The sequence below is a fragment of the Streptomyces sp. NPDC097107 genome (assembly GCF_044762405.1).
Taxonomy (GTDB): Bacteria; Actinomycetota; Actinomycetes; order Streptomycetales; family Streptomycetaceae; genus Streptomyces; species Streptomyces thinghirensis.
In genome coordinates this window covers 48,251-74,369 of the sequence record NZ_JBIWEF010000009.1, presented here as the reverse complement: position 1 = coordinate 74,369, position 26,119 = coordinate 48,251, and the positions used below count along the sequence as shown (strand labels likewise).

The following is a 26,119-nucleotide window of genomic DNA, read 5'->3' as shown; positions in this document are numbered from 1 at the left end:
GCTAGAAAAGGGGTATGCAGGGGCGTACCGCTCGATCGAACCGTGCCGGTCAGCTCTCGGTCGACCTGACCGGTGAGGGAAGGAGCCCGGGCCGCTGGTGGGAGCTGCGTGGGCGCAGCGTCGCCGGGCAGGTGCTGTTTCTCCAGATCGTGGTCGCGGTGTTCCTCATCGCGGCCGCCGTCGCGGGTCTCACCCTGCAAGCACGCAACGACACCGAACAGGATGCGCAGGAGAGGTCACGGGCTGTCGCGGAGAGCGTCGCGCACTCGCCGGGGCTCGCCGCGGCACTGGAGTCGGACGATCCGACAGCGGCGTTGCAACCGTACGTGGCCGCGGCCCACGGGGGCACAGGGGTGGACTTCATCGTCGTCATGGCGAAGGACGGCACCCGCTACGCCGACACCGACCCGCAGCTGATCGGCAAGCGGGCGGCGGGCGTCGAGCGGGCGGCGGGAGGCGAGCCGTTCACCGAGATCTATGAGGGTGATCCGACGGATGCGGCACGAGCGGTGGTCCCGGTCACCAATGGTGACGGCGCGGTCCTGGGGCTCGTCGGGGCAGGGGTGAGCCTCCGAACAGTCGGACAGTCGCTGCAGAACCAGATCCCGGTGATCATGACCTCGGCCGGTGTCGCGCTGCTTCTCGCCGTCGGCAGCGCCGCGCTGGTCAGCCGACGCCTGCGACGTCAGACACGCGGCATCGGGCCCAGTGAGATGACTCGGATGTACGAGCACCACGACGCGGTGCTGCACGCCGTCCGCGAGGGGGTACTCATCACGAGCCGCGACGGTCGTCTGGTTCTGGCCAACGACGAGGCGCGGCGGCTGCTGCAGTTGCCGAAGGACTCCGACGGTCAGCACATCACGGAGCTGGGCCTGGAATCCGCCACGGTCGAACTACTCTGCTCCGATCGCCCCGTCACGGACCAGGTACACCTTGCCGGGGGCCGGCTGGTGGCCGTCAACACCAGGCGCACCACCCCGTCCGGCGGACCCTCCGGTCACGTGGCGACCCTCCGGGACAGCACGGAGCTGCGAGCACTGGCGGGCACGGCGGAGGTGGCCCGTGAGCGGCTGAACATCCTTCATGAGGCGGGGGTACGGGTCGGCACGACCCTGGAGGTTGCCCAGACGGCCGAAGAGCTGGCGGGTGTGGCGGTTCCGCGGTTCGCCGACTTCGTCACCGTGGACCTGCTGGACGCCGTCGCAAGGGGTGAGGAGCCCTCCGGCACGCCCAGGCAGATGCGGCGCACCGCCCTGCGCGGCATTCGGGAAGACCACCCGTTCCGGCCCGTCGGAGGCGTCGTTCCGCTCGACGTCACGGGCACGCCCGCTGCCTCGGCGCTGGCCAGTGGACGCGCGGTTCTGGAAGCCGACCTGACAGCCCTCCACACGTGGTCGGCCCAGGATCCCGAAGGGGCCGACGCCGTCCGCGCGTACGGCATCCACTCGCTCGTCACGGTGCCGTTGCAGGCGCGCGGCATCCCTCTGGGCGTGGCCCACTTCTGGCGTACGGAGGGCTCGGCACCCTTCGACCAGGAGGACCTGACGTTCGCCGAGGAGCTGACCGCCCGAGCCGCCGTCGCCATCGACAACGCTCGCCGCTTCACGCGCGAGCACACGATGGCGGAAGCCCTTCAGCGGAGCCTCCTGCCGCACGTCCTGCCCCATCAGAGCGCCGTTGACATCGCCTACCGCTACCTGCCCGCCCAGGCTCGGGTCGGTGGCGACTGGTTCGACGTGATCCCCCTGCCCGGTGCCCGTGTCGCGCTCGTCGTCGGTGACGTCGTGGGGCACGGGCTGCACGCGGCGGCCACCATGGGACGGCTGCGCACCGCCGTACAGAACTTCTCGACGCTGGACCTGCCCCCGGACGAACTCCTGACCCATCTCGACGAACTGGTCAGCCGCCTCGACCAGGAGGATCCCGAAGGTTCGAGCGGGGAAGCGGTCACCGGCGTCACCTGCCTCTACGCGGTGCACGACCCGGTTTCCGGCCGGTGCAGCATCTCGCGCGCAGGGCACCTCGCCCCCATGCTGGTCCATCCCGACGGCACCGTGGGGCTGGCCGACCTGCCCATCGCACCGCCACTGGGCCTGGGAGGCCTCCCGTTCGAGACCGCCGAGCTGCAACTGTCCGAGGGGAGCACGCTCGTCCTCTACACGGACGGGCTGGTCGAGCGGCGCGACCGCGACATCGACGCGGGCCTGGAAGCGCTGCGCAGCACACTCGCCGGGGCACACGAGCGCACTCCGGAGGAGACCTGCGAGGCCGTGTTCGACGGCATGCTGTCCGAGCACCGTCGCGACGACGTCGCACTCCTCGTCGCCCGTACCAGGCTGCTGGACCGTTCCCACGTCGCCGACTGGGACGTCCCCCGCGACCCCGCCGCCGTCGGCGCCGTCCGCAACGCGTGCAGCCGTCAACTGACCGCATGGGGTCTGGACGACATGGCGTTCACCACAGAGCTCATGCTCAGCGAACTGCTCACGAACGCCATCCGTCACGGTTCCGAACCGATCCACGTGCGGTTGCTCTACGACCGGGCGCTGATCTGCGAGGTGTCCGACGGCAGCAGCACCTCCCCCCATCTGCGCAGGGCGGCCACGACCGACGAGGGCGGACGCGGGCTGTTCCTCGTGGCACAGCTCGCCGAGCGCTGGGGAACGCGGTACACCTCGACCGGCAAGGTCGTATGGACGGAACAGTCCCTGACACAACCGTCCTCGGCCGAGGCGCCGTTTCCCGATCCACGTCTCTTCCCGGGGCTCGACGACCTGTCCGAGTTGGAGCCGTGACCGGTCCCCCAGGCGGCAAGGAACCGATGTGTCGCAGGCGTGGGGCCTACTTGTGTACCAAGGTAACGATCACTCCGCCGACCTGAGGTTTTTGCGCTGGTTGGCAATGAAGCGCGCTTTCTTCTGGCGATTCCCGCACGTGTTCATGTCGCACCATTTGCGGGTGCGACTTTGGCTGGTGTCGAAGAAGGCGGCTCGGCAGGTCGGTGAGGCGCACAAGGCCAGTCTTCCGTCTCGTTCGCCTGCGATGATGCTGATCGCGTCGGCGGCGATCACGCTGAGGGCGTCTTCCACGCGGGAAGCCGAGCTGAGTCTCCATTGCCGCTTGCCCTCGGGCGTGAGGATCGTCGCGGCCCGACCTTGAGCGCTGCGGCCATTGATGACTTGGACAGCCGGCGCGGGGAGGGCGTCCCGGACCGCAGCCGCTGTCGCGGCGGCGTGGATCGACTCCCTCAGTTCCCGGGCGAGGTCGAGCTGGGCAGGGGTGCAGGTGTCCACGGCGAGGCCGTTCACCTCCAGCCAGTCGACGAGTCGGTGCGGCACGGGAATGCGCTCCACTGGATCGCCGTGACGCTCCGACAGCGTCCCAGTGAAGCTGGTCGCCAGCACGTTGCCGAGGCGGAAGTCAGGGAATCCAGCACGCATGGAACCACCTTAGCCGGTTGCGGAGTGTCTCGAAGAACTGCTAGAACCGTCTTGGCCGGTTCTGCGATGGCCAGGAGGTCTCATGTCCCGCCCGACCAGCGACGTGCAAACATTTGAAGCCCACGCGACCGACGCCGACCTCGACGACCTGCGCGCGCGACTGGCCGCGGCGCGGTTACCGGAGGCCGAGACGGTCTATCGCGCCCCGCCCGGCCCTCGCCGATGGGAACAGGGCGTTCCGCTCGCCGACCTCGTCGATGTCGTGAACTACTGGCGCAACGGGTACAACTGGCGGTCGTTCGAAGAGCGCCTCAACCGGATCGGCCAGTTCCGCAGTGGCAGATCCGAAAGACGCAGACGCGCCGGCGTTCCACGTCGTGGTGCCGTCGCTGCCCGGCTTTGGTTACAGCGACAAGCCGGCAACCACCGGGTGGGGCACCGAAAGGATCGCGGCCGCGTGGGTGGAACTGATGGGAAGGCTCGGCTACAGCAGGTTCGCAGCCCACGGCGGTGACTGGGGAGGCAATATCACCACAGTTCTCGGCGGCAGGTTCCCGGCGCACGTTCTCGGCATCCACACCACGTTCGCGGAGGCGCCGCCCGGATTGACAACGGACGGGCTGACGTCGGTCGAGCGCAAGTGGATTGAGGAGACCCGCGAGTTCTGGCGCCACCGTGCGGCGTACGCGAAGCAGCAGGCGACCCGACCACAGACCATCGGCTACTCACTCGTCGACTCCCCGGTCGGGCTTCTCGCCTGGATCCTCGACAAGTTCGCCGAGTGGTCGGACACCGAAGACAGCCCGTTCGAGACGATCTCCAGAGACCGCGTTCTCGACGACGTCACTCTGTACTGGCTGACACGGACCGGGGCATCGGCCGCCCGCATCTACTACGAGAGCCACAACTCGCTGGACCCCGAACTTCGGGTCGACGTCCCAGCAGCGATCACCATGTATCCCCGCGACGTCGAGAAGTGCCCACGCCCCTGGGCACAGCAGCGGTACCGACAGATCGTCCGATGGAAGACGCCCGAACACGGTGGGCATTTCCCGTCGCTGGAGGTCCCCGAGTATTACGTCAAGGATCTGCAGGAAGGGCTCGCCGCAGTGCTGGACGCTCATTGGTGAACGCGGCCGGGTGCCGGCATTCGATCAGTGCCTGATCCGGCTCCAGGCATTGCCCGACGGCTTTACACGGGAGAGGAGGGCACCCCGAGGACATCCTGTCGCCCTGGCCTTGCAGCCCGATGTCCACCATGTGACCGCAGGCGGTACCCTCATCGTGGTGGGGTGCTCAGTGCTCCACCAGCAGCTCGGTCTACACCAACGTGACGTCTCCGGCTGCTCCCAGTTGCTCCAGGCACTGGAAGACCAGACCGGCCGCAGATGCCCACGTCGCCCCGCGGCGAGACGGCCGGCGAACGCAGCGCGACGAGCACCCGCCGGTACGGTGGGAGCGCGGCGCAGCCACTTCGACCGTGTGATCGGGTGGACCCCGAAGTCGGCGGCGATCTGTTCCAGCGTGACGCGGGGCTCGCGGTTGCGCGCGACCCGCACGACATCCTCGCGGAACACCCCGGATCCGGCTTGGGCACTGCAACATCCATGGAATAGAAGGTAAGGGCGGTCCCCACTGGCCCAGCCAGTACGGCGCCGGCCAGTTGCCGCGCAGTCTCGGTGACAGACGGGTCGTCCACCTGCCGACTCGCCAGGTGGGCCGCGGGCGCTGACAACGTCGTCCCGGGGCGCCGTCGATGAACTCGGCGCCTGAACGACGGCTACGAACCCGTGAACCGGGACCTATGTTCACGACTGACAGTGGCTAAGTGGCTGGCCTGGCCGGCAGGGCTCGGGGTGGGCCTGATGAGGTCAGCCTCCTTCGCTTCCTCACGGTCCGCGCTCACCGCGCTGGCGCAGGCCGGCAGGAGTGCCAGTGCCGCACAGGCGGCGCGCCTCTTGACGCGGGTGTGGCGCACAGCGGCGTAGCGGGTTGCGTACTCGTCGGCGGTTGGTCTGCGCGCGCGGCAACGGCCTGCAGCGGCTCTCCGGTCAGCCGGAGTCGTTGCTCGACGCAGCGACTGAGGGTGCCGAGGCCTCCGTCTGCCGTGGCGTCCCCCTCTCGGCCCACCCGCGCACAGCGTGCGTCGAGGGTGCCCCACCGGCCCTGCGCCCGGCCGCCGGGCTCACCCGTCTGCCGGGCACGGCCGCGAGGTCCGGGCGCCTGCGGCAGACTGAGGGCATGGGCGACCTCAAGGGCGCGGAGGCGTCGTCGCGACGGTTGCCGCGGCGGCCGCAGAGCGTGGCGGAGGCGCGGCGCTTCGTGCGGGCCGCTGCCGACGGCGTCGCGCCGGTCCTGGTGGACACGGTCGAGCTCCTGGTGAGCGAGCTGGTGACGAACGCCTTGCTGCATGCCCGGACGGACATCGACGTGTCGGCCCGCGTCGAGGACGGCACGGTACATGTGCGCGTGCGGGATCAGCGGCCGGACCGGAAGCTACTGCCGCAGGAATGTCCCGCGTACACCGGAACGGGACAGGGACTCGCCATCGTCGGCCGACTGGCGTCCCGGTGCGGTGTCGAGGCGGACGAGACGAGCAAGACCGTCTGGTTCGAACTGGGACCCGACGGAACGCCTCCGCGGGTGACTGACTGGGGGTCCGCCGAGCCGCCCGACTCCGGTGCGCATGTGACGCTCATCGACATGCCGGGCGCGCTGTACGTCGCGTCCCAGCAGCAGCGTCACACGTTGCTGCTCGAGACGATGCTCGCCGCGGCGGCCGGCTTCGATCTCGGCGTGCCGCCACGAGACCTCACCACCGCCCAGGACGTGAGCAACGTGATCAGCGCGCGGGTGACGGCCGCCCTGCGCCGGGAGCCCGCCGGGCAAAAGGCCCCGTCCCTTTCCGTGCGGCTGCCGGCGGACGCCGGGCCGGCGGTGGAGACCCTGCGCCGCGTGCTCGGCCTCGCCGAGGAGGCGGCCCGCGACGAGCATCTCCTCACCCTGCCGGCACTTCCCCGCAACGGTGTCTTCCAGCAGTGGCTGTTCGACCAAATCGTCGGCCAGCTCGCCGGCGGCCCCGCCACCGCCTGGACCATGGTGCCGCGCGAGCCCGGCGCCAGCCCCGTGGAGCTGGTGCCGTGGGACGCCGCGCAGGTGCGGTCCAGCAGGGTCCCGACCATTGCCGCCGACGAGCGCAACCGCATCATCGCGGCGAACGGTCCAGCGGCGGACATGCTCGGCTGGCAGCCGGACGACCTCGTGGGACAGCCACTCACCGCGCTCATCCCGGAACACCTGCGCAAACGCCATCTCACGGCGTTCACCTCCCTGCTGCTCAGCGGGCAGCCCCGAATCCTGGGCCGCTCGGTTCCGCTCCCGGCGCTGCACCGCGACGGCGGGGTGGTGCCCGTCCGGCTGTTCATCCAGACCCAGGAGACGACCGACGGCCACACCGTCTTCGTGGCGCAGCTCACTCCCAGGGCCTCCGCGCCCCCTGCTTCGGCCAAGTCGCCTCCCGGCCGCAGCCGGTCGGCCGCGGTGGATCCGCGCAGCGCGCCCTCGGACCTGCCGGGAGGTGAGGCCGTTCCGGACGGCGCCCCCGACGGTGCGGCGGCGGGTGCCCCGGGGAACGGCCCGGACCACGTCGGCCCGTCGGCCCTGGAACGCCTCTCTCTGCTGGTCGCCACCAGCGCCGCGATGAGCAACACCCCCGGTACTGAGGAAGGTCTGCGGGGTGCGGGCAGGGTCATGACCGAACGGCTGGCCGACTGGTGTGCCGTGGACCTGTTCACAGAGGACGCCCAGGCGGAACGGATCTGCGTCGTCCACCGCACCTTTCAGGACTTCGGTCCCGAGCGACACGAGGGCCTGCTCCCGCCCGTGACCGATGCCGCCCGCGGCCCCTTGGCGCGTGTACTGCGCGGAGCCGGGCCCTTGCTGCTCACCGGAGCACCGCCACCGGGCCAGTCGGCCAGCCCCCTGGACGCGCACTACCTCGATCTGCTGGGACATCTGCGCGCCCGCAGTGCCATCGTCGCCCCGCTGCGGGCGCGGCGTCAGGTGATCGGAGCCCTGACCGTGGCTCGCGGCGACGGGCGGCAGCCGTTCACGGAAGAGGACCTGCCCCTGGTCGACGAACTGTGCCGCGGGCTCGCCCTGGGCGTGGACAACGCCCGTCTGTACCAGGAGACCCGCAACATCGCCGAGCGGCTCCAGCGCTCGCTGCTGCCCGTACTGCCGAACATCGAGCACCTCCAGATGGCCGCCCGCTACGCCGCATCCTCAACGACCGCCCAGGTCGGTGGGGACTGGTACGACTGCTTCGTCGTCCCCAACGGCGAAACGGCGCTGGTCATCGGCGACGTCACCGGGCACGACCTCGACGCAGCCGTCGCCATGAGCCAGCTGCGCAGCATGCTGCGCGGTATCGCCGTCGACCGCCAGGAGCCCCCGGAAGCAGTCCTGCGCCGCCTGGACCTGGCCAACCAAACGCTCCACCGGGAGGCCACCGCCACGTGCATCTACGGTCTCGTCCGCGGAGGTACGGACGGCCCCTGGGAGCTGGTGCACTCCTCCGCCGGGCACCTGCCGCCGCTGCTGACCGCCCCGGACGGCCGGACCCGCTACCTGGACGCGGGCTCGGGGTTGCTGCTCGGCATGGACTCCGACGTGCCGCGTCCCAGCGCGACGGACGAGATCCCGCCTCACTCGACCCTGCTGCTGTACACCGACGGACTCATCGAACGGCGCGGCGAGTCCCTGGACGCCGCGATGGAGCGTCTTCGCCGGCGCGCCTCCGAGCTGGCCCGTGAACCCCTCGACGTGTTCTGCGACGAGCTGCTCATCGGACTCGGCGCCGACAACGACGACGACATCGCCGTTCTCGCCGTCCGACCGGTGCCGCCCGCCGCCTCCGGCTGAGGCGGCACGGGTGCGGTACGCCGCATCTACTACCGCCCCGCTCGGCGCTCGTGACATCCGCTGGGCGCCGCAGGTAGGAGCTGTGGACCGCGCTGATCCGGTTCCGCGTCCCAGGCAGGTGGCATCAGCCCCGGGGCGCCGTCCGATGCAGGCGTTGCCGATCCCCCGCATCAGCTCGTACGGCTGCGTGCCGGGAGGGCTACGCCCAGCAGCTCGGCCACGAGGTGCGCCCGACCGGGGTGTACGTCCCGTACGAGAAGGGCAGTTACCCGGACGGCTGGCACCGGCGTCTGCGCGACGCCCACCTCGCCACGATGGCTGCCCTCGGCCTCGGCGCCGGTCTCGCCCCCGACGGCTTCCTCGCCGCGAGGGGCGGCCGGACAACCGCGCGGCGGTCATTCCGTACTCGGATCACTCAGCAGGGATGAGAGGCACATGGCGACCAGGGAAGCGACCCGCACCGGACTCGGGCGCCGTACGGCGTCGACAGTGGCCCCCTACGCCGTAGGAGCTGCCGTCACCGGCGGGGCCTTTCTGCTCTTCAGGGGCTCCTTCGCGGACGAGATCGCCACCCGTTTCACGCTGGACGGGACAGCCGACGGATCTCACTCTCCGGGAGCCGCATGTGGCCTGTATCTAATGGTGTTCGGGATCGAAGCCGCCGGTTCCGCCGCCGCGCTACTTTCGATCAAAGGTCCTCGGACAAGAGGCTCGGTGGCCGCCTTCTCCTGGGGTCTGTCCGCCACAACGGCCTATCTCTTCGTAGTGGTGATGCAGGCCAGTACGCACCTCCGCAGCGGGGCGGTCAAGTTCCCTTCGTACCACCTCGGCATCGCCGTCGTCGCCGGCCTCGCCGCAGGAGGCGTGGCGTGGCTGGTCGGGAGGAGGCGCGCGTGAAGCGGCCTCCGGCACGCGGCACCGCCGCCGGCCGGCACCGCCCGGTGACAGCCGGCTGGAGGCTCGCGAGCGGCGCGGTAGCCACGATCGGTCTACTCGTCATCGCCGGGGGAGGAGAGACTGTGGGCCATGGCGAAGGCCTGGACACCTGGTCAGGACGGTGTGCTGTCGAAGTCCCCCAACGGGTCGAACGTCGGTAAGGGAGTCGGGGACCTACCGTCTACTCGGCTTCCCCGCAGCAGCGTTGCGGTCGGCCGAAGCCGGCCGATGGCGTGCGTCGCGTCAACGAAGCGCGACGCGAAGGTCAGTGACCGACGTCCCGTCCACTGCACGGGACTTGTGTGGACGTCGACGGTGGTGCCGGCGGTGCCGGAGGTGAGGGAGCCGGGGCCGAACGGGCATTATGCCCCGAATTGTTCCGATCTGCGCAACACTCGCCCCCACCCGGCTTCTGCCGTCCTCGCTGGAATCGGACAGGCTGAGCCGCATCAGCACGGGCTCTGCTCGGATGCCGGCCGCCCGGCTGTGTGGCCGGCGTCATGCGTTGGCGGGCCGTGTTCCCCATGCTTGGAAGAGTGTGGCGTGTACGACCAGGGTGTCAGGATCGTCGAGGTGCCGGGAGAGCGCTTCGATGTGATCGTCCAGTTCGGCGTCGGTGATGAGGTCGTGCTCGATCAGGGCCGATCGGCAAAGCTTGGCTCGGTCGACGAGCAGGGTTTGGTACGGGTCGGTGTGCTGGAAGACGTGCGTCGATGCCCGGACCTGAACGTCCTGGAGTCCTCGTCGGCGCAGCATGCCGGGCAGTCGGCGGCCCAGCATCACGTCCATGCCGTTGCGGCGCCAGAGTTCTGCGATCGCCGTGACGAGGCGGTCCCAGGAGGGATGGGGCGGTTCGCAGATCCGGGTCAGCCAGTCGACGTCCTGCACGGCCACGGTGCCGCCGGGCTTGGTCAGGGCCACCATTTCGTCGAGGACCTGGTCGGTGTGGGGGACGTTCATGAGGACCAGGCGGGTGTGGACCAGGTCGAAGGAGGACTGCGGCAGACCGGTGTCCGCTGCGTCCGCGTTGGTCAGCGAGACGTTGGACAAGTGGTGTTCGTCGATGGTGCGGCGGGCCATCTCGATCATGCGGGGTTCGGCGTCAACTCCCGTGACCTGGCCTGCTTCGCCGACTCGTTCCGACAGCGCGTCCATGATGCCGAGCGGTCCACAGCCGACGTCGAGGGCTCGGCCGCCCTGGCCCAGCGGCAGCCGGTCGAGTAGGGCGTGTGTGTCGTCCTTCAGTAGCTCCCCTTGGAAGATCAGGCGTCGGCGCTCCTCGTCCTCGGCTCCGAGGAGGTAGGGGGGCGGGGTGGAGGGGGTGGTGGTCATGGGCTTTCCTTCTGGTCGGGCGGGGACGCGGAGGTCTGCCGCAGCCGCTCCCGGAGTCCGAGGAGATGTCGGCTCAGGTCAGGCAGGTCGGCGGGGCGGAAGGCGGTGGGCAGGTCGGCTCCGTAGGCGCATAGGGCGGCGTGCGTGCCGGAGGTGAAGCGCAGCCAGCCGTCCTCGCCGAGCCGCACGCCGTCGAGATGCTCACGCTCGCGGTGGAAGGCGACCGCCTCGGTGCGGGAGAACCCTGGAGGCAGTCGCAGTGAGAGGACGGTGCCGGCGATGCGGACCGGGTAGCCGCCCGGCAGCCCCTGTGGCGCCGGCAGGTGACCCGTGTAGGAGGCGGTGGGGTCGGTGAGGGCGTGCAGCGCCGGCACGGCGCTCTGGGCGCCGAGTTCGTTGAGGAAGTCGCGGGGCATGGCACGGACCTCGTCGAGTACCTCCGGCAGTTCGATGAGCGGGACGCCGTCCAGCCATCCGGTGGCCTCGTCACGCGGGTCGTCCGGGGCGCTCAGGTGCGCGTGGTGTGCCAGCAGCGACAGGCGGCAGTCGTCACGCACGCCGAGCCGGGCGCGGGTCGCGGTGGCGAGGGTGGCGACGTTGCCCAGGCCGCACAGCACGGGCAGGCCCTCGGCGTGCAGCGCGGGGTTGACGAGGTCGGGGAAGCAGGCGTTGACCACCCGCGTGCTGGGTGAGGCGTCCATGCAGGCCAGTACGGAGTCGCGGACCAGTGCGGCCTGGAGCGGCAGTGTGGCGCCGAAGCCCGCCCGGCGCAGCAGCCGGGACCAGTCGGAGTCCTGGGTGCGTGCCTCGCTCGGCGACTGTGGTGAGGCGCAGACGATCAGCAACGCCGGTCGTAGGGCCTGCAGGAGGGGGCGTAGCCGGTCGGCGGGGGAGCGGCCGGCGTCGTGGGGGACGAACCTCACGTGCGTGCCGGCCAGTGTTCCGTGTCCGGTCGCGAGCGCGGCCACGCTGTCGGCGCGCTGGTGCGTGCGGCCGATGACGTGGACGGTGGTGACGCGCTCCGGGCCATGGGCCAGGCCGCGCAGCAGTCCCTGGGCGAATGCCCCGGTTCCCAGTACGGCCCACGCACGGGTCGGGCCGCTGGTCATGGCGCCACCGGTACCGGCGTCGGGACAGTGCCGTCGAACAGCGAGTTGACCGGGACGGTGTGCGGGACCGGCAGACTGGGACAGCGGGCGCTGAGGTCGAGTCGGGGCGGGCGTTGGTCGTCGGTGAAGTAGACCGGTACGAGTGAGCCGTCCGGCCGGTGGGAGAGCAGCGGGTTCGCCACGAGGAAGTCGCGCAGGGCGGGGGTGTCGCGGCGCGCGTACAGGCGGATGCGTTTGGTGGAGAAGTGATTCGGTGGGAGTTCGACGCGTGGGCCGAGGCGGCGTTTCCACTGGAAGATGCCCTTGCTGATGAACGCCTCCGTGCCGTAGAAGTCGACGCGGGGGACGCCTTGCGCCTGTGCCCAGCGCAGCAGGTGGTGGTACACCGCTTTGAAGGTACCGTCGCGGTAGAGCTGCTCGTCGCCGTCCAGGACGCCCAGGAGGCGGGTGGTGAGCGTGGTGCCGTCGGCCGACCAGTGGCACAGGACGCCCGCCACGCGGTGACCCGCGTCGGTCATGAAGAAGAGACTGCCGTTGGGCAGGATGGCGTGCCGGGCAACTTGCCATGCCTCGGTGCGGCTTCGGTCGCCGTGCCGGGTCGCCATGGTCGGCAGATGCATGCGCAGGTAGAAGAACTCGAGGGCGTCAGGAGTGGTGTCCTCCGTCCACGCCCAGTCGTGTCGTGCGTGGTCACGGCGGAACTGCCAGCGTTCGCGCTTGGAGATCTGCCGTTCCAGACCGTCGAGGTCTGCCGGTACGTCGACCGTGAGATGGATGCGGAAGGGTGCGGTGATGCCGCGTCCTGCGGGCAACTGGGCCAGTCGACCCGATTCGGCACCGATGACGACCAGGTCGGCCGGGGGCAGAGCGCCGCGGGCGAGATCGCGCCACGCCACGAGGGCTTGTTCCCGGCCGCCGGTGTCCATGCCGAGCCTGCTCCGCTGGTGCTCCAGCAGCTGGAGGATGTTGGTGCGGCCGGCGGGGAGCCCCACGTAGGCGATGTCCAAGAGACCGCGCCGCTCCCGGGAGACGACGGCCTGCACCCGCGTCGGCGCGTCGTCGATGAGGCGCCGGGTGGTCCGCCAAGCCGGGTGCCGACTGTTGTTCCAGGTGTAGCGCAGGCGCGCGGGCAGTGCGGGAACGAGATCGGCCGCCGGGTGCGGGGCAGCCGGACGGACCGGCGCGGCCGGTTCGAACGAGCGGGGTGAGAGCAGCAAAGGGGCTCCCTGTTGTGGCGGGAGGGCTGGGGTGGCGCGGGGCGCGGACCGGGCGCGGCCCCGCGCCGTTGCGGTCAGCTGACCGCTTCACGTACGGCGAGGGCCAGTTCTCCGGCGTCCGCGACCGGCCGTAGATGCTCCTCGGGAACCGCCTCGTAGTCGACGGCGGCGTAGGAACCGGAACCGTGGACGAGGATGTCGTCGGTGTCCACCAGATCGCGGTCGATGGCGTTGAGTACTCCGGTCAGTGCCATCACCAGGGACCACTCGCGCAGGTGACGCGGGTCGGCGGGAAGCTGGACACCGGTGGACGCGAGCAGGGAGCGCACTGCCGGATAGCGGTCGAGGCACTCCGCCAGGGAGACCACGATGCCGCCCCCGCCCTGGCGGCGGATGATCTCGTTCATGCGTGGTGAGGTCGCCGGCTGCCGGGTGTAGAACGTCGCGTCGAGTTGTTCGTCGGGCGCGTAGGCGACCCGGGGGAAGTGAGGGTCGTGGTCCTGCACGAGCCACCCGTCGCGCTCCGCCCAGCTCGGCCGGTAGTCGAAGCGGTCGTGGTAGAGGCTGGACACCATGTCCGGGGTGCCCAGGTGCTGGACCAGGAAGTAGCCGGCCGAGGTGTCCGGCCACTGCTTGCCGGTGATGTGCCGTTGCCCGTGGAAGTGCCCCAACAGTCCGAAGGCGCTGGACACGGCGTGGGCGTGCAACCGCGGCACGGCGGGCAGCCGGTCGCGCTCGAACAGGGCGCGCGCGGTGTCGGCGACGGCGTAGTTGAGCAGTTCCAGCGAGTGCCACAGCCGCACACCGTGCTCCCGGTGCAGGGCGGGGGACAGCGTGTCGGTGACGGTGCGGGCAAGCTCCTTGACCTTGCCCGGTTCGGCCGTATCCAGCACGGTCAGCGGGTTGGTCCGGCGCAGGTCCGGGTCGTCGGACAGGGCGGAGCGCCACAGCTTGGCGCGTGAGGAGGAGGGAACCACACAGGCGATGCCCAGAGCCTGTGGGGTGGCCAGGCCGCACTCGTGGGCGCGTAGCACGGCGTCTCTGAGCGCAGTCGCCTTGTTGGCGCTGGACGGGGTGAGGATGACAACCCGTTCACCCGTGCGCTCGATGTGCGCGACTGCGCGCGCGACGATCACCAGGGAGGCGTATGTCTTGGTAGTGCGGGTGCGAGGGTTGTGCATCAGGTGCAGCAGGGCCACGCGGCGGCCATGGTGTTCGGTCAGTGGGTGGGCGCTGATCGTGCTGGGGGCGAAGAAGGCGTCCAGCGCCGGGCTGGGGTGCGGCAGTTCCCAGCGCGGTACGAAGGCCGCGGAGTCCTGGTGTTCCTCTCCCGCGGTTTCGTGGAGCACCCGGCGCAGTTCCGTGTCGTAGTGGGCCAAGGCCGCGGGAAGTTCGACCTGGCCGGTGGTGAGGGGCGGGGCCGAGGTCACGAGGCAGCTCCTTCGAGCAGTTGGTCGCCCCGGACCAACTGCGCGGCGTCCGCCCCGGCGGGCACGTGAGCGGGGTCGGTGCCGATGTCCTGTGGGCGGTTGTGTCGGTCGACGAAGACGACGTCGGGCCTCAGCGTCCTCGCCTCCTCGTCGCTGACGGTGGCGTAGGCGATGATGATCACGAGGTCGCCGACGGAGATCAGACGGGCGGCGGCGCCGTTGATTCCCACCACTCCGCTGCCGCGGGCGCCCTCGATCACGTACGTGGTGAGCCGGTTGCCGTTGTCGATGTCGACGATGTCGACCTGCTCACCGGGTAACAGGCCGGCCGCGTCCATGAGGTCGCGGTCCAGCGTGAGGGAACCGACATAGTGAAGGTCGGCCTGGGTGACGGTGGCGCGGTGGATCTTACCGTGGAGCATGGTGCGGTGCACGGGTTTCTCCTTCTGGAAGGTCAAGCCGCTACCTGGATGCGCCGCAGATGCCGGCTGCGGTCGGTGAACGCGTTGCGGGCGTGCAGCAACCGCCAGTTGTCCCAGACCAGCATGTCGTTGCGCTGATAGGTGACGGCGATGTGCTCGGCCTCGAAGGCCCGCTTCCAGCGCTCCTGAAGGTCCGCCGCGGGGTCGTCGTCCTCCCGGAGGAGGTTGTTGCAGCTGAAACGGACGATGAGTCCCTTTTCGTGCTCCTCCAGGATCGGGTGCCGGGTCTTGAGGTCGAGTCCGAGGCGTTGGACGCCTTCGGTGGTCTTCCAGTCGTGGGTGTGGTCCAGCAGCCGCTTGCGCTCCTCGTCCGGCAGGGCCTGGACCCAGGGCCGGGTGTCGCACAGCGTGGTTTCGCCGCCGGCCCCGGAGGCCGGAGTGACGCACCACAGGGCGATGTAACGGGGCGGTAGGACGGCGAAGTCATACCCCTCGGTGTGCGGGGTCAGGGGGCGGGTGTTGCCCGCGTGGTAGACGTCGTCCATGCCAGGCTCCGGGCGGACGTCGCCGACAACGGCGCCCGTGTAGTTGGGCACGAAGGTGCCGAGTTCCCGGCAGAACCTGACCTGGTCGAAGGAGTCCAGGACATTGCACATGAGGACGTATCCGTGCTCGTCCATCAACTGGTGGAAGGTTTTCGCCAACAGCTCGTCGCTCAACGGATTTCCGTTGAAGTCGACCTGGGAAAGTATGCTCAGTGGGGAATGCGACAAGGCTGCTCCAGGGCGTAGGTCCTGCGGCGTTGAAGGCGCTGACGCCACTTGAGAGTTGCTTTCACGCGTTGGAACTCCATGACTGATGGATTCCTCCTCGGCTGACGACAGGGAGTGCCCGTCCAAAGAGTCTGCCAACGCGGCGACTCCAGCACGATAGGCCGCGCCCTGGGGAGCAAGTCAATGCCCGGAAGTGGTCGTTATTCGGTCATCAGCAGCAAGATCGACAAAAATCACTGACAGCCGAGAAGGCGCAGCCCAGGCACGATGATGCCAAGCATACGTGTCATGCTTTCCCCCGCATCCGATGGCCGGTTCGCATCTCTTCGACACGCCCGTGAATAGCCTTTCTGTGGAGGGGTACTCAGGCTGCTGCCGTCTGTCCGTATGTTCACTCCGGTGTCCGTGAGGGAATTACCATTCCCGCGCGCCGGGCGCTCGGGTACCTTTCTCACCGGAGTGTCGACGCTGTCGTACGGCGCGCTTTCTGACCCATCCGTACTAGGTGCGGGCCAGGTGTGAACGGGACGGAGAACAGGTGAGGGACAGCAGTGCGCCGAAATCTGAGATCGTGTCCAAGGCCGGCGTACAGGACGGCTCGGGCCAGGAGCGCGGGGCCGTACGGAAACTGCTGTACTCCGAGGCGGTGTCGGCCTTCGGCGGCGGCCTGTGGTTCAGCATGTGGGCCGTCTATCTGACGTCAGTCAAGGGAATCCCCGCCGCCTCCATGGGCTTGGCCATGGGGCTCGGCGGCGGGGCCGGCCTCCTCGCCGCTGTGCCGGTCGGCGCTCTCGCCGACCGGCACGGCGCCCGTCAGGTCTTCGTGTCCGTCAGCCTCGCCCGCGGACTTCTGGTATTGCTCTTCCTCACCACAAACGGTTTCTGGAGCCTGCTGGTGGCAGCGGCACTGTTCACCGCCGCCGAGACGTCTGGCCGAGGCGTGAAGGTCACCCTGGTGTACCTCCTGATGCCGGATCACCGGCGCCTCACGGTGCTGGCCCAGGCCCGGGTCGTCCAGCACATCACCTACGCCGCGGGCGCGGGCGCCGCCGCATGGGTCCTGTCCACCGACACAGCGGGCCCCTACTACGCCGCCCTGACCACAGTGGCCTTTTCGGCCTTCTTGTCCGCCGGGGTCCTCATCGGCCTGCCGCCCACCCCGCCCGTGCCCGCCGCCCGGCGGAGTTCCGGCACCCGCGCCGTACGCGACATCCCCTTCCTGACTCTGATGAGTACCACCGCGCTACTTTCCCTGTGCTGGCCGCTGCTCTCCAGCGGACTCCCCCTGTGGCTGCAGTACCAGACCGCCGCCCCCGTCTGGCTGGCACCGGTGGCCGTCGTCATCAGCTCCCTGTTCATCGCTCTCTACCAAGTGCGCGTAACCCGGCAGGGAGAGAGCCTGCGCGGCGCAGTCCGCTCGACCCGGAAAGCCGGCATCGCGCTGGCCGCCTGCTGTCTGCTGCTCGCCGCCGCAGCCTGGCCGGCAGATGCCCTGCTGTCCTCCCTCGTTGTCCTTGCCGGTCTCGGCGCGCACATCTACGGCGAACTGCACTACGTCGCTTCCCGCTGGGGTCTCTCCCTGCGCCTCATGCGCCGCGACGCCGAGGGCGAGTACCAGGGAGTGGCGGCGAGCACCGAAGGAGCAGTGGCCACCGTTGGGCCGGCAATGATCACCACTCTCGTCACAGGGGCACTGGTCGGCGGTTGGGCCGTGCTCGCCGTGATCTTCGTGGTGGCTGCCGCGCCCACTCCGACTCTCTGTCGGCGGGCGTTGCGGGCACGAAGGGCAGGGGGTTCGACCGGCCCGGCGCCACGCGAGGAGTCGGGCCGATGAGGAGGAGGTCGCCATCTGCTCAAGCTCGGCCCCCCGGGCCCCTGGGCCCGGGGGGACTGCTGCGTGATCAGGCGACACAGCGGGGTTCATGCAAGCAGCGCTGCGAGTGGGGTCATGATGGTCTCGTACTCGACAGGGGGCAATCCGGCCAGACGTCTCTGCCGCCGGACGCCGCCGGGCATCGGGACGCGGTCAGCTGCGTAGTCGCACGCGACAACCCCGGCGACATCGGCGATCACCCCCGGGATACTGGTCGCCCGTGGATGAGGTCAGAGTCGTTGTCGCCCATTCCGAGCGCGCGACCTCGCGCGTCGGTGACGTGTTCCTGAAGATCGACGCCGATCAGGCGCGTATCGACGTCGAGGCCGAGGCGATGTCCCTCGCTCCGGTCCCGACCCCGAAGGTCCTGTGGTGCAAGTCGCCCGTGCTCGCGATCGCCGCGCTCCCGGGGACGACGCAGGACGGAGCAGCCGAGGGTGACGAACGCGTGGTGCATGTCGTCGCGGATCTCCCAGTGGATACGCGGGCGGCGGAACCAGTGCAGCAGCACGATCGTTCCTTCCACGACCCGGCGGTACACGCCCAGGCGCCGAAGCCGTGCCCGGTGCCGCGCCGAGCAATGTGCGGGGTGATCTGGAACCGGCGGACCTTGTTCCGGTAGAGCTCGTGGTCATAGCCGCGGTCGGCGTACAGGTGCTCGGGACGGCGCAGAGGCCGGCCGCGCCTGCCGCGACCGTGCCTACTTGCGCACGTGGAAGCGCAGCACAGTGACCCCGCCTGACTGGACATTGCTGCACGGTTCCAGGTCGATCCGGTCGCGGCTCGGTGGCGTGAAGCGGACGCCGTCGCCGAGCAGCACCGGCAGCACGTACACCAGGATCTCGTCGACGAGGCCGCGCTGCAGGCACTGGGCGGCCACGTCGGCGCCGAGGATCTCCAGGTTCTTGTCGCCGGCGGCGCGGCGTGCCGTGGCCACGGCTTCCTCGATGTCGCAGGTGAGGAAGGTGACGTTGGGGTCCGGCTCGTCGGGCGGGCGGTGAGTGAGCACGAACTTCTCCCCGCCGTCGTAGTCGGTGGCCTCGTCGGACATGCGCTTGCCGACCCCGTACGTGCCCCGGCCGATGAGCATGGCGCCCGTGGCGGCCATGACCTCCGGGAACGTCGCCGACGTCATGTGCTCGAAAATCCAGTCCATCGAGTGGCCGGGACCGGCGATGAACCCATCGAGGGACATCGCCCTGTTCACGACCACTTTGCCGGTGCTCGCATCCGTCATGCGTCTTCTCCAAGCAGGTGGAGGCCGGGATCGCATCATAGGTCGGTGAGCAACATCTTCTCCGGCGGTGGGCACGACCTGGACCTGTCCAATGGCGCCACCGCGGTGTTCATCGACGTGCTGATGCTGGCCGTGTCCGGTCTCGCGTCAGAGGAGTGGGACCTCCGCTTCGCGGCGCTGCTGCCCCTGCAGGACCGGACAGCCATGGGGCGCGGTGCCGTCGGGTTCGACCTGGCGGAGTTCGACTGGGGTACGACAGAGCGGGAACGCGCCCGCGCGAAGGACTTCGTGCCGCGTGCCACAGCACTCGCGGCGAGCGGACATCGCTGGAGCGAGCTGGGCTACCACCCGCCCCGCGTGCACAACTACCTGCACCGCTTCACGACCATGGTGGAGTCCTGCGTCCCACCCGCCGAGAGCAGCGCCGCACGCGGTCTTCCCGGCCCGCACGAGGCCGCGATGGCCTCGTGCGCGCGCCACCGCGTCCTCAGCGCGCTCCCGCTCTGGGACGGCTGCTTCCTGTGCAATCGGCCGCACCCTTAGCCCGGTCGATACCACATCAGGACGCGCGCTTCCGGCGGACTTCCCCGCATGAGATCGGATCTGCACATTCTTCCGCAGGTGGCGCACGACGGGCCTGGCTCAGGAGTTCCACGGCCGGCTGCGGTGGAAGGCCCGCCAGGCTGAAGGGCGTCAGGCCCGCCCGACGACGGCGGTCATGGATTCGCAGTCCGTCGAGGCGGCGGCCCTCGGTGTGCCCGCGGTCTCACGCGGCTACGACAGCGAAGGAAGATCAATGGTAGGCGCCGGCAGGTCATCACGGACTGTCCGGGCCTGCCGCTGATGGTGTTGGGATGGCCGGGAACGTCACGACGGTGGCCGGCTCCGTGCTGACGCCGGTGCGCGCAGACCCCACGTCTGCAGGACATAGGGGCGTCCCTTCTCGTCTCCCTCGATCAGTGGCACGTCGAGCGGGCTGAAGCCCGCCTTGGTGGCCACGGCGACGCTGGCGGTGTTCTCGGCCTCCAGCTCCAGGATCACTTCTTCCACCCCCGGTTGCTCGAAGGCATAGGCGGCCATCACCCGAACTGCCCGCGCGGCCAGCCCCTGGCCGCGGTACGCCGGGCCGACCGCGTAGCCGATCTCTGTGCCCTCGGGAGCGCGCCGCAGCATCACCTCGCCAAGCGGCGCGCAGCCGTCGATGGTGATGGCGAGCAGGACGGTCGTGCCCTCCGCCCGCATCTTCCGCTCCCGGTCCAGCCGTGCGCGAGCGGCCGCTTCGTCGAAGGGCGAGACGATCGGCGTCCAGTACGCGATGTCGGGATGGTCGAACAGATCCGGCATCACGGCCAGGTCTGCTTCCGTCCAGTCACGCAGGACGAGCCCTTCCCCTGTGAGCTCGATCCGATCGGGAAAGGGCAACGTGCTGCTGCTCATGGTGCGGAACCTCCCTGACCTGTAGGACGTGGCAGCATAACGGTGCAGTCGTCGGGCCCACCAGACGTTCTGGGGGCTCTCGGGCCGGACCGCCCACCACGCCCTGATGCTCCCGGGGCCGTCTCCGCCGTCCTGGGGCCGCCCTCGGCCGTCGCGTCACCGGCGAGGAGCGTGTGGAGCCGGCAGCCCGCCTGCCCCGCGAAGCCGCGCAGGTCTTCGGCGCCCGGGTCCCTGCAACCGACGCGATGACCGGCTGGGCTTTCGTCAGGGGCCTCGCCACCCGTACCGGCGGCACCCGGGCCGCCACCCGTTGGGACGTCGGATCCGTCCTGGGCGTCGTCACTCGCATCGCCGGGCCCGGAAGAAGGGGCATCGCTGTGCGGGGTCGGGCTTCCGGGCCGTCTCCAGGAGACCGATCAGGACCTGCGGCGTGAGCGACGCCAGAGGGGGAAAGACGAATGGGGAACGTGATGTCCGGGCCTTGGGCGGCAGGGGCGTGAGTGCCCGCTCTGGCCGAGTAGTGTTACTGTCCGGGCCGCTTGGTGTATAGAATCCCGTCTCATGCCGAAGTCTGACGGGCTGATCGTTGACATTGTCGCCCTCGTGGAGTCCGGGCAAAGCAGCCGGATGTCCCTGACCGTGGTAACCGGTGGCGCTGTCCTCACCGGTCGCCTGGCTCCCGAAGCCGTGTGGAGGCAGCGGGTGTCGGAGGTACTGGCGGGCTCCGCCGACCTGGGTGAGTTCTCTGCCGTCTTCGATACCCCTGTGGAGAGAGACGGGCCGCCCACGCATCTGCACTTCCATGTTGCGAGGATTCTGCAGGGCACGATGGGAATCCCCGAAACAGGCGGGATGTACCGTGTGGCGATCGAGGACGTAAGCGCCTGGACCGTGGGTGACTTCAGCTATTCCGATCACTGAGCACCACCTGACTCCCGCCAGTGGGCCGCCACCGGCCCTGACCGCTGGGCTCAGGGGCAGGAGCGAACCGCCTCGTCCACGGACGGGGGCCGCGGTAGTGGTTGTGGTGCCCCGCAGCGAGGACGTGGCGCGGTTGGGCACGGTGCGGAGTGTGGTGGGGAGATCCAGTCGGTCGGGGAGAGCGAGTGCGGCCGCCGGTTGCAGACAGTGAGGCGGGCGGTGTCGTCATCACCAGGGCCGTGAGCCGTGTGCCTCCCATACCCCGGGGCCACCGCCCCGCCACTCGATCAACTCCGACGTCTCCACGTCCACGTCCTCCAGCCCGGCCCTCCGCAAGAACTCCTCGACGTCCCGCATCCCGTACGCCAGGCCCAGTATCTCGCCGTTCGCGCGGACCCGCCGACCGCCGCTCGGCGACGGCTGACCGACGACTATCGGGCGACGTCCCATGCATCCAGCATCAGCCCGTCCGCGTCGGCCCGCACGCGCGGGGCGGCGCGCTGTGCATGTTCCCGTCCCGAGGCGGCCGCGCCCGCTGGACTCCCTGCGGATCAGTACCCACGCCCCCGCGGGCGGACAGAATTCCCCGAATCGCGCTCGCATCAGCACCGAACTCCTCGCTTCGGCGTGGGCATGGGCCAGCAAGGAACCGTTCTGACCCGTCACAGGCGTGGCAGGAAGAATATCCGCTCCGCCGCCGCTGGACGTGGGTACACGAGCGCCCGCCGCCAGGCCCTCCCGTCCGCAGGTCCCGGCATGGCCGACCACAGGAAAGATCTGCTTGTGCGGCGCCTGCGGACAGCCCGCCTACGCCGGCACGAGGCTTCGTGCGCTCACCGAGGCGGGCTTGTGCTGGGCCGACATGGGCCACCGGGGTTCCGACGGCACGGTCCGTAACCCATGCCGCAAGCTGCGGTGCTCGACCACCCGGACCACCCGTCTCGTCCAGGCCGTCCTCACCCTGCATCCGGTCAGCTCAGACCGATGCGGGAAAGCCCCACTGTCCGCCTCCCATGGCGAGGCTTGTGCGCCCACTTTCGAAGGCACGGATCTTCAGGTGCTGCGCAACCGAGGAGTCAGAGCGGCGATTACGGCCCTGCTCGCTATAGAGGTCCAGGTTGTCATCCGCTGCTGTTCCTCTCGCCCCGCAGGGGTCCGTGGCGGCGTTCCACTGGCTGGTGAGCGCGGGACGGCTCAGCGGCGGCGCCTGGTAGGCCAAGACGGTGGTAGGCGCCTCGATGGCGCAACAGCGGATCGCCTTGTCCCGTCCTGGTGGAGATGACGGCGCCGATGAGGATGGTGTGGTCGCCGCCGGGGTGTGAGGCGTCAACGCGGCAGGTCACTACTGCGATGGCGTCGTCGAGGATGGGCACGCCGTCCTGGTGGTGGTGTGGGATGCCGGCGAACCGCTCCAGCAGGGGCTTCTCGGCGAAGACCTGCGAGGTGTGGTCCATGGTGGCGGCGAGGATGTTCACGGCGAAGGTGCCGTGTTCCCGGATGAGGGCGAGGGTCCGGGAGCGGTTGGCCAGGTAGGCCAGGATGAGCAGCGGGTCCAGTGACAGCGAGGTGACGGCGCTGGTGGTCATGCCGACGGGGCCGCTCGGGGACGTGGTGGTCAGCACCGTGACTCCGGCGGCGAGTTCGCCCATGACGCGGCGGAACCGCTGCCGTCGCTCAGCGGAATCGGTGTCATGGATGGCTGGGGGTGTGCGGGGCACGGTGCTGTGCGGCATCTAGGCCGGCCTCCCCGTCAGGTAGTCCTCGCGGACGCGGCTGCGTTGGCGCTTGCCGCTGGTGGTGCGGGGGATGCCGCCGCGCCGCAGCACGATCACGTCCCGCAGGTTGAAGCCGAAGGACTGGCGGACCAGCGTCGCCGTTTCCCGTTCGATTCGTTCGTGCTGGTCGGCCCGCAGCCGGGTTTCGACCAGGGCCACGACGTGTTCGCCCGTCTCGTCGGTGTAGGAGAAGACGACGCTGTTGCCGGCGTCGATGTCGGGGTGGGTTTCGATGGTCTCCTCGACGTCGTAGGGCGGCAGGTTGCGGCCGTTGACGATGAGCAGCTCCTTCGCCCGGCCGACGATGTACAGGTCGCCGTCGCGGATGAAGCCGAGGTCGCCGCTGGCGTGGGTGCGGTCGGTGACCGGGGCGGTGGCGCCTCCGGGTTGGAGGTAGCCGGCCATGACGGAGTCACCGCGCAGGTGGATCTCTCCGATCTCGTCGTCGGCGCACTCGGTGCCGTCGGGAGTGCGGACATGGACGGTGAGGCCGCCGAGAGGAGTGCCGCAGGCGATGACGGTGATCGAGGGCCGGTCGCCATGGGCGTCGGTGACCTTGTTGTGGTGGTGCAGGTCCTCGCGGTCCAGGCGCAGGGCCTTCTCCCGGCCCCAGGACAGGTCGCCGGGCTCGCGCCGGTTGAGGGACATGGTGGCGGCGAGTACCGTCTCGGCCATGCCGTAGCAGGGGATGATCGCGGCTTCGTCGAGGTTCTGTTTGGCGAAGGTGTCGCGGAAATCGGTCAGGGCCTGCAGCGGTATGGGTTCGGCTCCGACGTACGCCTGGCGCAGGGTGGTCAGGTCGAGGTCGATTTCGGGGGTGCGACGGAAGCGTGCGGTGGCGGTGCGGTAGCCGAAGGGCGGTGCGGTGGTGATGGTGGCGCCGCGCCGGGAGATGTGCCGCAGCCAGGACAGCGGGTCGCGAAGGAAGCTGATGGACGGCATCAGGTCCAGCGGTACGCCGCGGGTCAGGGTGGACAGGGACAGGATGAAGCCCATGTCGTGGTTGGAGCGGCAGATAGTGGCAGACCCGGTCCCTCCCCGGGTCCAGTTCCAGGGCGCGGTGGATGGCGCGGACGTTCGCGGTGACCTGGGCGTAGGTCAGCACTGCCGCTTTGGGGGCGCTGGTGGAGCCGGAGGTGAGCTGGACGTGGTGCGCGTCGTCCGGGTCCGGCACGGGGAGTTGTCCGTCGGACGCGGGCGGGCGGTCGAGGTCCGCGATGGTCAGGTAGCGGGGCCCTCCGATGGTGGTGAGGGCGGTAGCTGTTTCGGTGTCGGCGGTGATGACGGCCGCGGTTTCGGTGACCGTGACGACGGCTCGGAACTGGCGGGTGCCGGTCGCTGCTTCGTCCTGCGGGCTGGGCGGCACGGTGACGGTGCAGGGGACCAGGCCGGCGAGCAGGCAGCCCCACAGGGCGGCGAGTGCCCGGCACCCGTTCCTAGGCGTGGGCGGGCTGGGGTGCGTCGGCCGGGCCGAGCGCCCGCAGCCGGCCGACGAGGTCGGCGGTCAGCGCGGCTGCCGCGGCGGCGTCGTCCAGGCTGGTGGTGCGGCCGGGGCTGAACCGGACGGCCGAGCGGGCGCGTTCGGCGGGGATGCCCATCGCGGTGAGCACGTGGGAGGGTTCGTCGCTGCCCGCGTGGCAAGCGGACCCGGCCGATACGCAGACGCCGTGCACGGCGAGCAGGTCGACGAGGGTGTCACCGCGGACCCCGGCGAAGGACCCGTTCAGCGTCTCCGGCAGGCAGGGAGCGCCGTCCCCGTTGACGGTGATGTCGCCGGCGGCTTCCAGTTCCTTGAGCAGCCGGGCCCGCAGCGCGTGCCGGCGCTCCTGGAAGGCGGAATCGTTCAGGTGGCGCAGGGCCGCGTCGGCGGCCGCTGCCATGCCGAGGATGCCGGGCACGTTCTCGGTGCCCGCCCGCAGGCCCCGCTCCTGGCTGCCGCCGCGGATCAGCGGCGCCAGCCGCACCCTGGGCGCGACTTTCAGCGCGCCGACGCCCTTGGGGCCGTAGAACTTGTGAGCGGAGACGGACACCAGGTCCGCGCCCAGACCGGCCAGGCCCACCTTGCCCGCGGTCTGCACCGCGTCGCTGTGCATCAGCGCGCCGGCCTCGTGCGCGATATGGGCGATCTCCGATACCGGTTGCAGGACGCCGGTTTCGTTGTTGGCGTGCATCACCGACACCAGTACCGTGTCCGGTCGGAGAGCGCGCCGTACGTCATCGGGGTCGATCCGGCCCGCGGAATCCGGTCGCAGGATGGTGATCTCGGCGCCCAGTTCGCCGGCCATCGCGCAGGGTTCCAGGACGGCGGAGTGCTCGACAGCTGTCGAGATCACATGGGTGGAGCGGGCCGTTGCGGCCAGCACGGTGCCGACGACGGCGAGTGCGTCGGCCTCTGACCCGCCTGCGGTGAGGACGACGTCGCCGGGTGCGCAGTCCAGCAGCGCGGCCATCTGCCGGCGGGAGGTTTCCAGGGCGTCCTTGGCCTCGTCGCCGGCGTCGTGCCGGCTGGAGGGGTTGCCGGTGATGCGCATCCCGCGCAGCACCGCCTCGGCCGCTTCCGCGCAGACGGGACTGGTGGCCGCGTGGTCGAGGTAGAGGCCCGCTTCGCCCGCGGCGGGCGCCTGCGGGCTAGGCACAGATGAGGGGCGTGTCATCGTCCACTCCCTCCCGGTGGTTGGTCACCAGGCGATGCGCCACCTGTCGGCCGAGCGCGGCGACGTGCCGCTGGTCGGGCGCGAGGCCGCCGAGCAGGGCCTCGACCCGCTCGTCGTCCCACGCCTCGATGTCGGCCAGCTTCACGCCCAGGGCGGCCTCGGTGATGACGCTGGCGGTGGCCAGCGAGGCGGCGCAGCCTTGAGCGCGGAAGCGGATCTCCGCGACGGCCCCGTCCGCGATGCGGGCGGTGAGCATGATCTGGTCCCCGCACACCGGGTTGCCGATGAACGCGCGCACGTCCGGGGCGTTGAGTTCGCCGGCGTTGCGCGGGTTGGTGAAGTGGTCGATCACGGTCTGGCTGTAGCGCGGCATCGTGTCAGCCCTCCACCGACGCGGCGGGGACCTCGCACTCGGCGGCGATCTCCTGGCTGTCGATGAACTTCTCGATGCTCACTGCGCAGCAGCCGAGTTCGGCGCCCTGCAGGCGGCGGCGGAAGGACACGGCCTGCCCGGTGCGGCCGCACGGGCAGGGGGTGAGGGGCCTCACGTTTTCCGGACAGGCTTCTGACCGTCTATTTCACACGGCGATTCGCAACTTCTCATACTCGGCGTGGACTTCGCGCGGAGGGCGGTAAC

23 protein-coding genes and 4 pseudogenes are annotated in these 26,119 nt (G+C 70.0%); 11 read left to right on the top strand and 16 right to left on the bottom strand.

The annotated features are described in order from the left end of the window. Positions 1-14: 14 nt before the first annotated feature. Positions 15-2,798, top strand: coding sequence for a SpoIIE family protein phosphatase (locus ACIQ1J_RS22060; protein ID WP_403558970.1), 2,784 nt, complete (start codon positions 15-17; stop codon positions 2,796-2,798). Between the two features lie 69 nt (positions 2,799-2,867). On the opposite strand, the gene ACIQ1J_RS22055 is transcribed toward ACIQ1J_RS22060, so the two are convergent. Further along, a complete protein-coding gene (locus ACIQ1J_RS22055) occupies positions 2,868-3,443 on the bottom strand; it encodes a CGNR zinc finger domain-containing protein (RefSeq protein WP_403558967.1) in 576 nt (191 codons plus the stop codon). An 82-nt stretch (positions 3,444-3,525) separates the two neighbouring features. On the opposite strand from ACIQ1J_RS22055, the pseudogene ACIQ1J_RS22050 reads away from it, so the two are divergent. The 4 genes and pseudogenes from ACIQ1J_RS22050 to ACIQ1J_RS22035 all read left to right on the top strand — a co-directional run bounded on the left by ACIQ1J_RS22050 (position 3,526) and on the right by ACIQ1J_RS22035 (position 9,263). Further along, positions 3,526-4,573 (top strand): annotated as a pseudogene (locus ACIQ1J_RS22050) (alpha/beta fold hydrolase). Positions 4,574-5,684: 1,111 nt separating this feature from the next. Next, positions 5,685-8,366, top strand: a complete 2,682-nt coding sequence (locus ACIQ1J_RS22045; RefSeq protein WP_403558964.1) for a SpoIIE family protein phosphatase — start codon at positions 5,685-5,687, stop codon at positions 8,364-8,366. A 239-nt stretch (positions 8,367-8,605) separates the two neighbouring features. After that, positions 8,606-8,794 (top strand): hypothetical protein, encoded by a 189-nt coding sequence (locus ACIQ1J_RS22040; protein WP_403558961.1) that lies wholly within the window; start codon positions 8,606-8,608, stop codon positions 8,792-8,794. A gap of 7 nt (positions 8,795-8,801) precedes the next feature. Beyond that, a complete protein-coding gene (locus tag ACIQ1J_RS22035; RefSeq protein WP_403558959.1) occupies positions 8,802-9,263 on the top strand; it encodes a hypothetical protein in 462 nt (153 codons plus the stop codon). A 537-nt stretch (positions 9,264-9,800) separates the two neighbouring features. Here the strand turns inward: ACIQ1J_RS22035 and ACIQ1J_RS22030 are convergent. The 6 genes from ACIQ1J_RS22030 to ACIQ1J_RS22005 all read right to left on the bottom strand — a co-directional run bounded on the left by ACIQ1J_RS22030 (position 9,801) and on the right by ACIQ1J_RS22005 (position 15,633). Next, the gene (locus ACIQ1J_RS22030) at positions 9,801-10,634 is read right to left on the bottom strand and encodes a methyltransferase domain-containing protein (RefSeq protein ID WP_403558956.1); all 834 of its coding nucleotides are present in this window, start codon (positions 10,632-10,634) and stop codon (positions 9,801-9,803) included. Continuing rightward, positions 10,631-11,743 carry a hypothetical protein gene (locus tag ACIQ1J_RS22025; protein ID WP_403558953.1) on the bottom strand — a complete coding sequence of 371 codons (1,113 nt, stop codon included), beginning with the start codon at positions 11,741-11,743 and terminating at the stop codon, positions 10,631-10,633. The genes ACIQ1J_RS22030 and ACIQ1J_RS22025 overlap by 4 nt, the downstream gene beginning before the upstream one ends. After that, on the bottom strand, positions 11,740-12,960 hold the full coding sequence (locus tag ACIQ1J_RS22020; RefSeq protein WP_403558951.1) for a hypothetical protein: 1,221 nt from the start codon (positions 12,958-12,960) through the stop codon (positions 11,740-11,742). Before ACIQ1J_RS22020 ends, ACIQ1J_RS22025 begins: the two co-directional genes overlap by 4 nt. A gap of 74 nt (positions 12,961-13,034) precedes the next feature. Continuing rightward, entirely contained in the window at positions 13,035-14,390 is a 1,356-nt protein-coding gene (locus ACIQ1J_RS22015; protein WP_403558948.1) for a DUF6002 family protein, read from the bottom strand. Next, positions 14,387-14,824 (bottom strand): aspartate 1-decarboxylase, encoded by a 438-nt coding sequence (panD, locus tag ACIQ1J_RS22010; RefSeq protein WP_403559677.1) that lies wholly within the window; start codon positions 14,822-14,824, stop codon positions 14,387-14,389. The genes ACIQ1J_RS22015 and panD overlap by 4 nt, the downstream gene beginning before the upstream one ends. Before the next feature lie 20 nt (positions 14,825-14,844). Beyond that, positions 14,845-15,633 (bottom strand): TauD/TfdA family dioxygenase, encoded by a 789-nt coding sequence (locus tag ACIQ1J_RS22005; protein ID WP_403558945.1) that lies wholly within the window; start codon positions 15,631-15,633, stop codon positions 14,845-14,847. A 523-nt stretch (positions 15,634-16,156) separates the two neighbouring features. Between ACIQ1J_RS22005 and ACIQ1J_RS22000 the strand changes: the two genes are divergently transcribed. After that, a complete protein-coding gene (locus ACIQ1J_RS22000; protein WP_403558942.1) occupies positions 16,157-17,419 on the top strand; it encodes an MFS transporter in 1,263 nt (420 codons plus the stop codon). Between the two features lie 259 nt (positions 17,420-17,678). Continuing rightward, positions 17,679-17,876 (top strand): annotated as a pseudogene (locus ACIQ1J_RS21995) (aminoglycoside phosphotransferase family protein); the annotation flags it as partial. 282 nt (positions 17,877-18,158) lie between these two features. On the opposite strand, the gene ACIQ1J_RS21990 reads toward ACIQ1J_RS21995, so the two are convergent. After that, positions 18,159-18,695, bottom strand: a complete 537-nt coding sequence (locus tag ACIQ1J_RS21990) for a dihydrofolate reductase family protein (protein WP_403558939.1) — start codon at positions 18,693-18,695, stop codon at positions 18,159-18,161. 45 nt (positions 18,696-18,740) lie between these two features. Between ACIQ1J_RS21990 and ACIQ1J_RS21985 the strand changes: the two genes are divergently transcribed. After that, entirely contained in the window at positions 18,741-19,238 is a 498-nt protein-coding gene (locus tag ACIQ1J_RS21985) for a hypothetical protein (RefSeq protein WP_403558937.1), read from the top strand. A 324-nt stretch (positions 19,239-19,562) separates the two neighbouring features. On the opposite strand, the gene ACIQ1J_RS21980 is transcribed toward ACIQ1J_RS21985, so the two are convergent. Continuing rightward, on the bottom strand, positions 19,563-20,132 hold the full coding sequence (locus ACIQ1J_RS21980; protein WP_403558934.1) for a GNAT family N-acetyltransferase: 570 nt from the start codon (positions 20,130-20,132) through the stop codon (positions 19,563-19,565). Positions 20,133-20,305: 173 nt separating this feature from the next. Here ACIQ1J_RS21980 and ACIQ1J_RS21975 point away from each other — a divergent pair, with 173 nt between their 5' ends. Both ACIQ1J_RS21975 and ACIQ1J_RS21970 read left to right on the top strand, forming a co-directional pair. Next, positions 20,306-20,566: a hypothetical protein gene (locus ACIQ1J_RS21975; protein WP_403558932.1), complete on the top strand. Its 261-nt coding sequence runs from the start codon at positions 20,306-20,308 to the stop codon at positions 20,564-20,566. A gap of 127 nt (positions 20,567-20,693) precedes the next feature. Beyond that, on the top strand, positions 20,694-21,053 hold the full coding sequence (locus ACIQ1J_RS21970) for a hypothetical protein (RefSeq protein ID WP_210961884.1): 360 nt from the start codon (positions 20,694-20,696) through the stop codon (positions 21,051-21,053). Between the two features lie 228 nt (positions 21,054-21,281). Here the strand turns inward: ACIQ1J_RS21970 and ACIQ1J_RS21965 are convergent, their stop codons facing one another. Beyond that, the gene (locus ACIQ1J_RS21965) at positions 21,282-21,503 is read right to left on the bottom strand and encodes a hypothetical protein (RefSeq protein WP_403558929.1); all 222 of its coding nucleotides are present in this window, start codon (positions 21,501-21,503) and stop codon (positions 21,282-21,284) included. A gap of 379 nt (positions 21,504-21,882) precedes the next feature. On the opposite strand from ACIQ1J_RS21965, the pseudogene ACIQ1J_RS21960 reads away from it, so the two are divergent. Further along, positions 21,883-22,038, top strand: a pseudogene (locus tag ACIQ1J_RS21960) (IS5/IS1182 family transposase); the annotation flags it as partial. A 136-nt stretch (positions 22,039-22,174) separates the two neighbouring features. Here the strand turns inward: ACIQ1J_RS21960 and ACIQ1J_RS21955 are convergent. From ACIQ1J_RS21955 to ACIQ1J_RS21930, 6 genes and pseudogenes are all read right to left on the bottom strand, one after another. Continuing rightward, positions 22,175-22,786 carry a flavin reductase family protein gene (locus ACIQ1J_RS21955; protein ID WP_403558926.1) on the bottom strand — a complete coding sequence of 204 codons (612 nt, stop codon included), beginning with the start codon at positions 22,784-22,786 and terminating at the stop codon, positions 22,175-22,177. Beyond that, on the bottom strand, positions 22,787-23,824 hold the full coding sequence (locus tag ACIQ1J_RS21950; protein ID WP_403558923.1) for an AMP-binding protein: 1,038 nt from the start codon (positions 23,822-23,824) through the stop codon (positions 22,787-22,789). A gap of 22 nt (positions 23,825-23,846) precedes the next feature. Further along, positions 23,847-24,251, bottom strand: a pseudogene (locus tag ACIQ1J_RS21945) (AMP-binding protein); the annotation flags it as partial. Positions 24,252-24,264: 13 nt separating this feature from the next. After that, on the bottom strand, positions 24,265-25,464 hold the full coding sequence (locus ACIQ1J_RS21940; protein WP_403558920.1) for a cysteine desulfurase family protein: 1,200 nt from the start codon (positions 25,462-25,464) through the stop codon (positions 24,265-24,267). Continuing rightward, positions 25,457-25,855, bottom strand: coding sequence for an iron-sulfur cluster assembly scaffold protein (locus tag ACIQ1J_RS21935; protein ID WP_403558917.1), 399 nt, complete (start codon positions 25,853-25,855; stop codon positions 25,457-25,459). The genes ACIQ1J_RS21940 and ACIQ1J_RS21935 overlap by 8 nt, the downstream gene beginning before the upstream one ends. Positions 25,856-25,859: 4 nt before the next feature. Next, positions 25,860-26,030, bottom strand: a complete 171-nt coding sequence (locus tag ACIQ1J_RS21930; RefSeq protein WP_403558914.1) for a hypothetical protein — start codon at positions 26,028-26,030, stop codon at positions 25,860-25,862. Positions 26,031-26,119 lie beyond the last annotated feature (89 nt).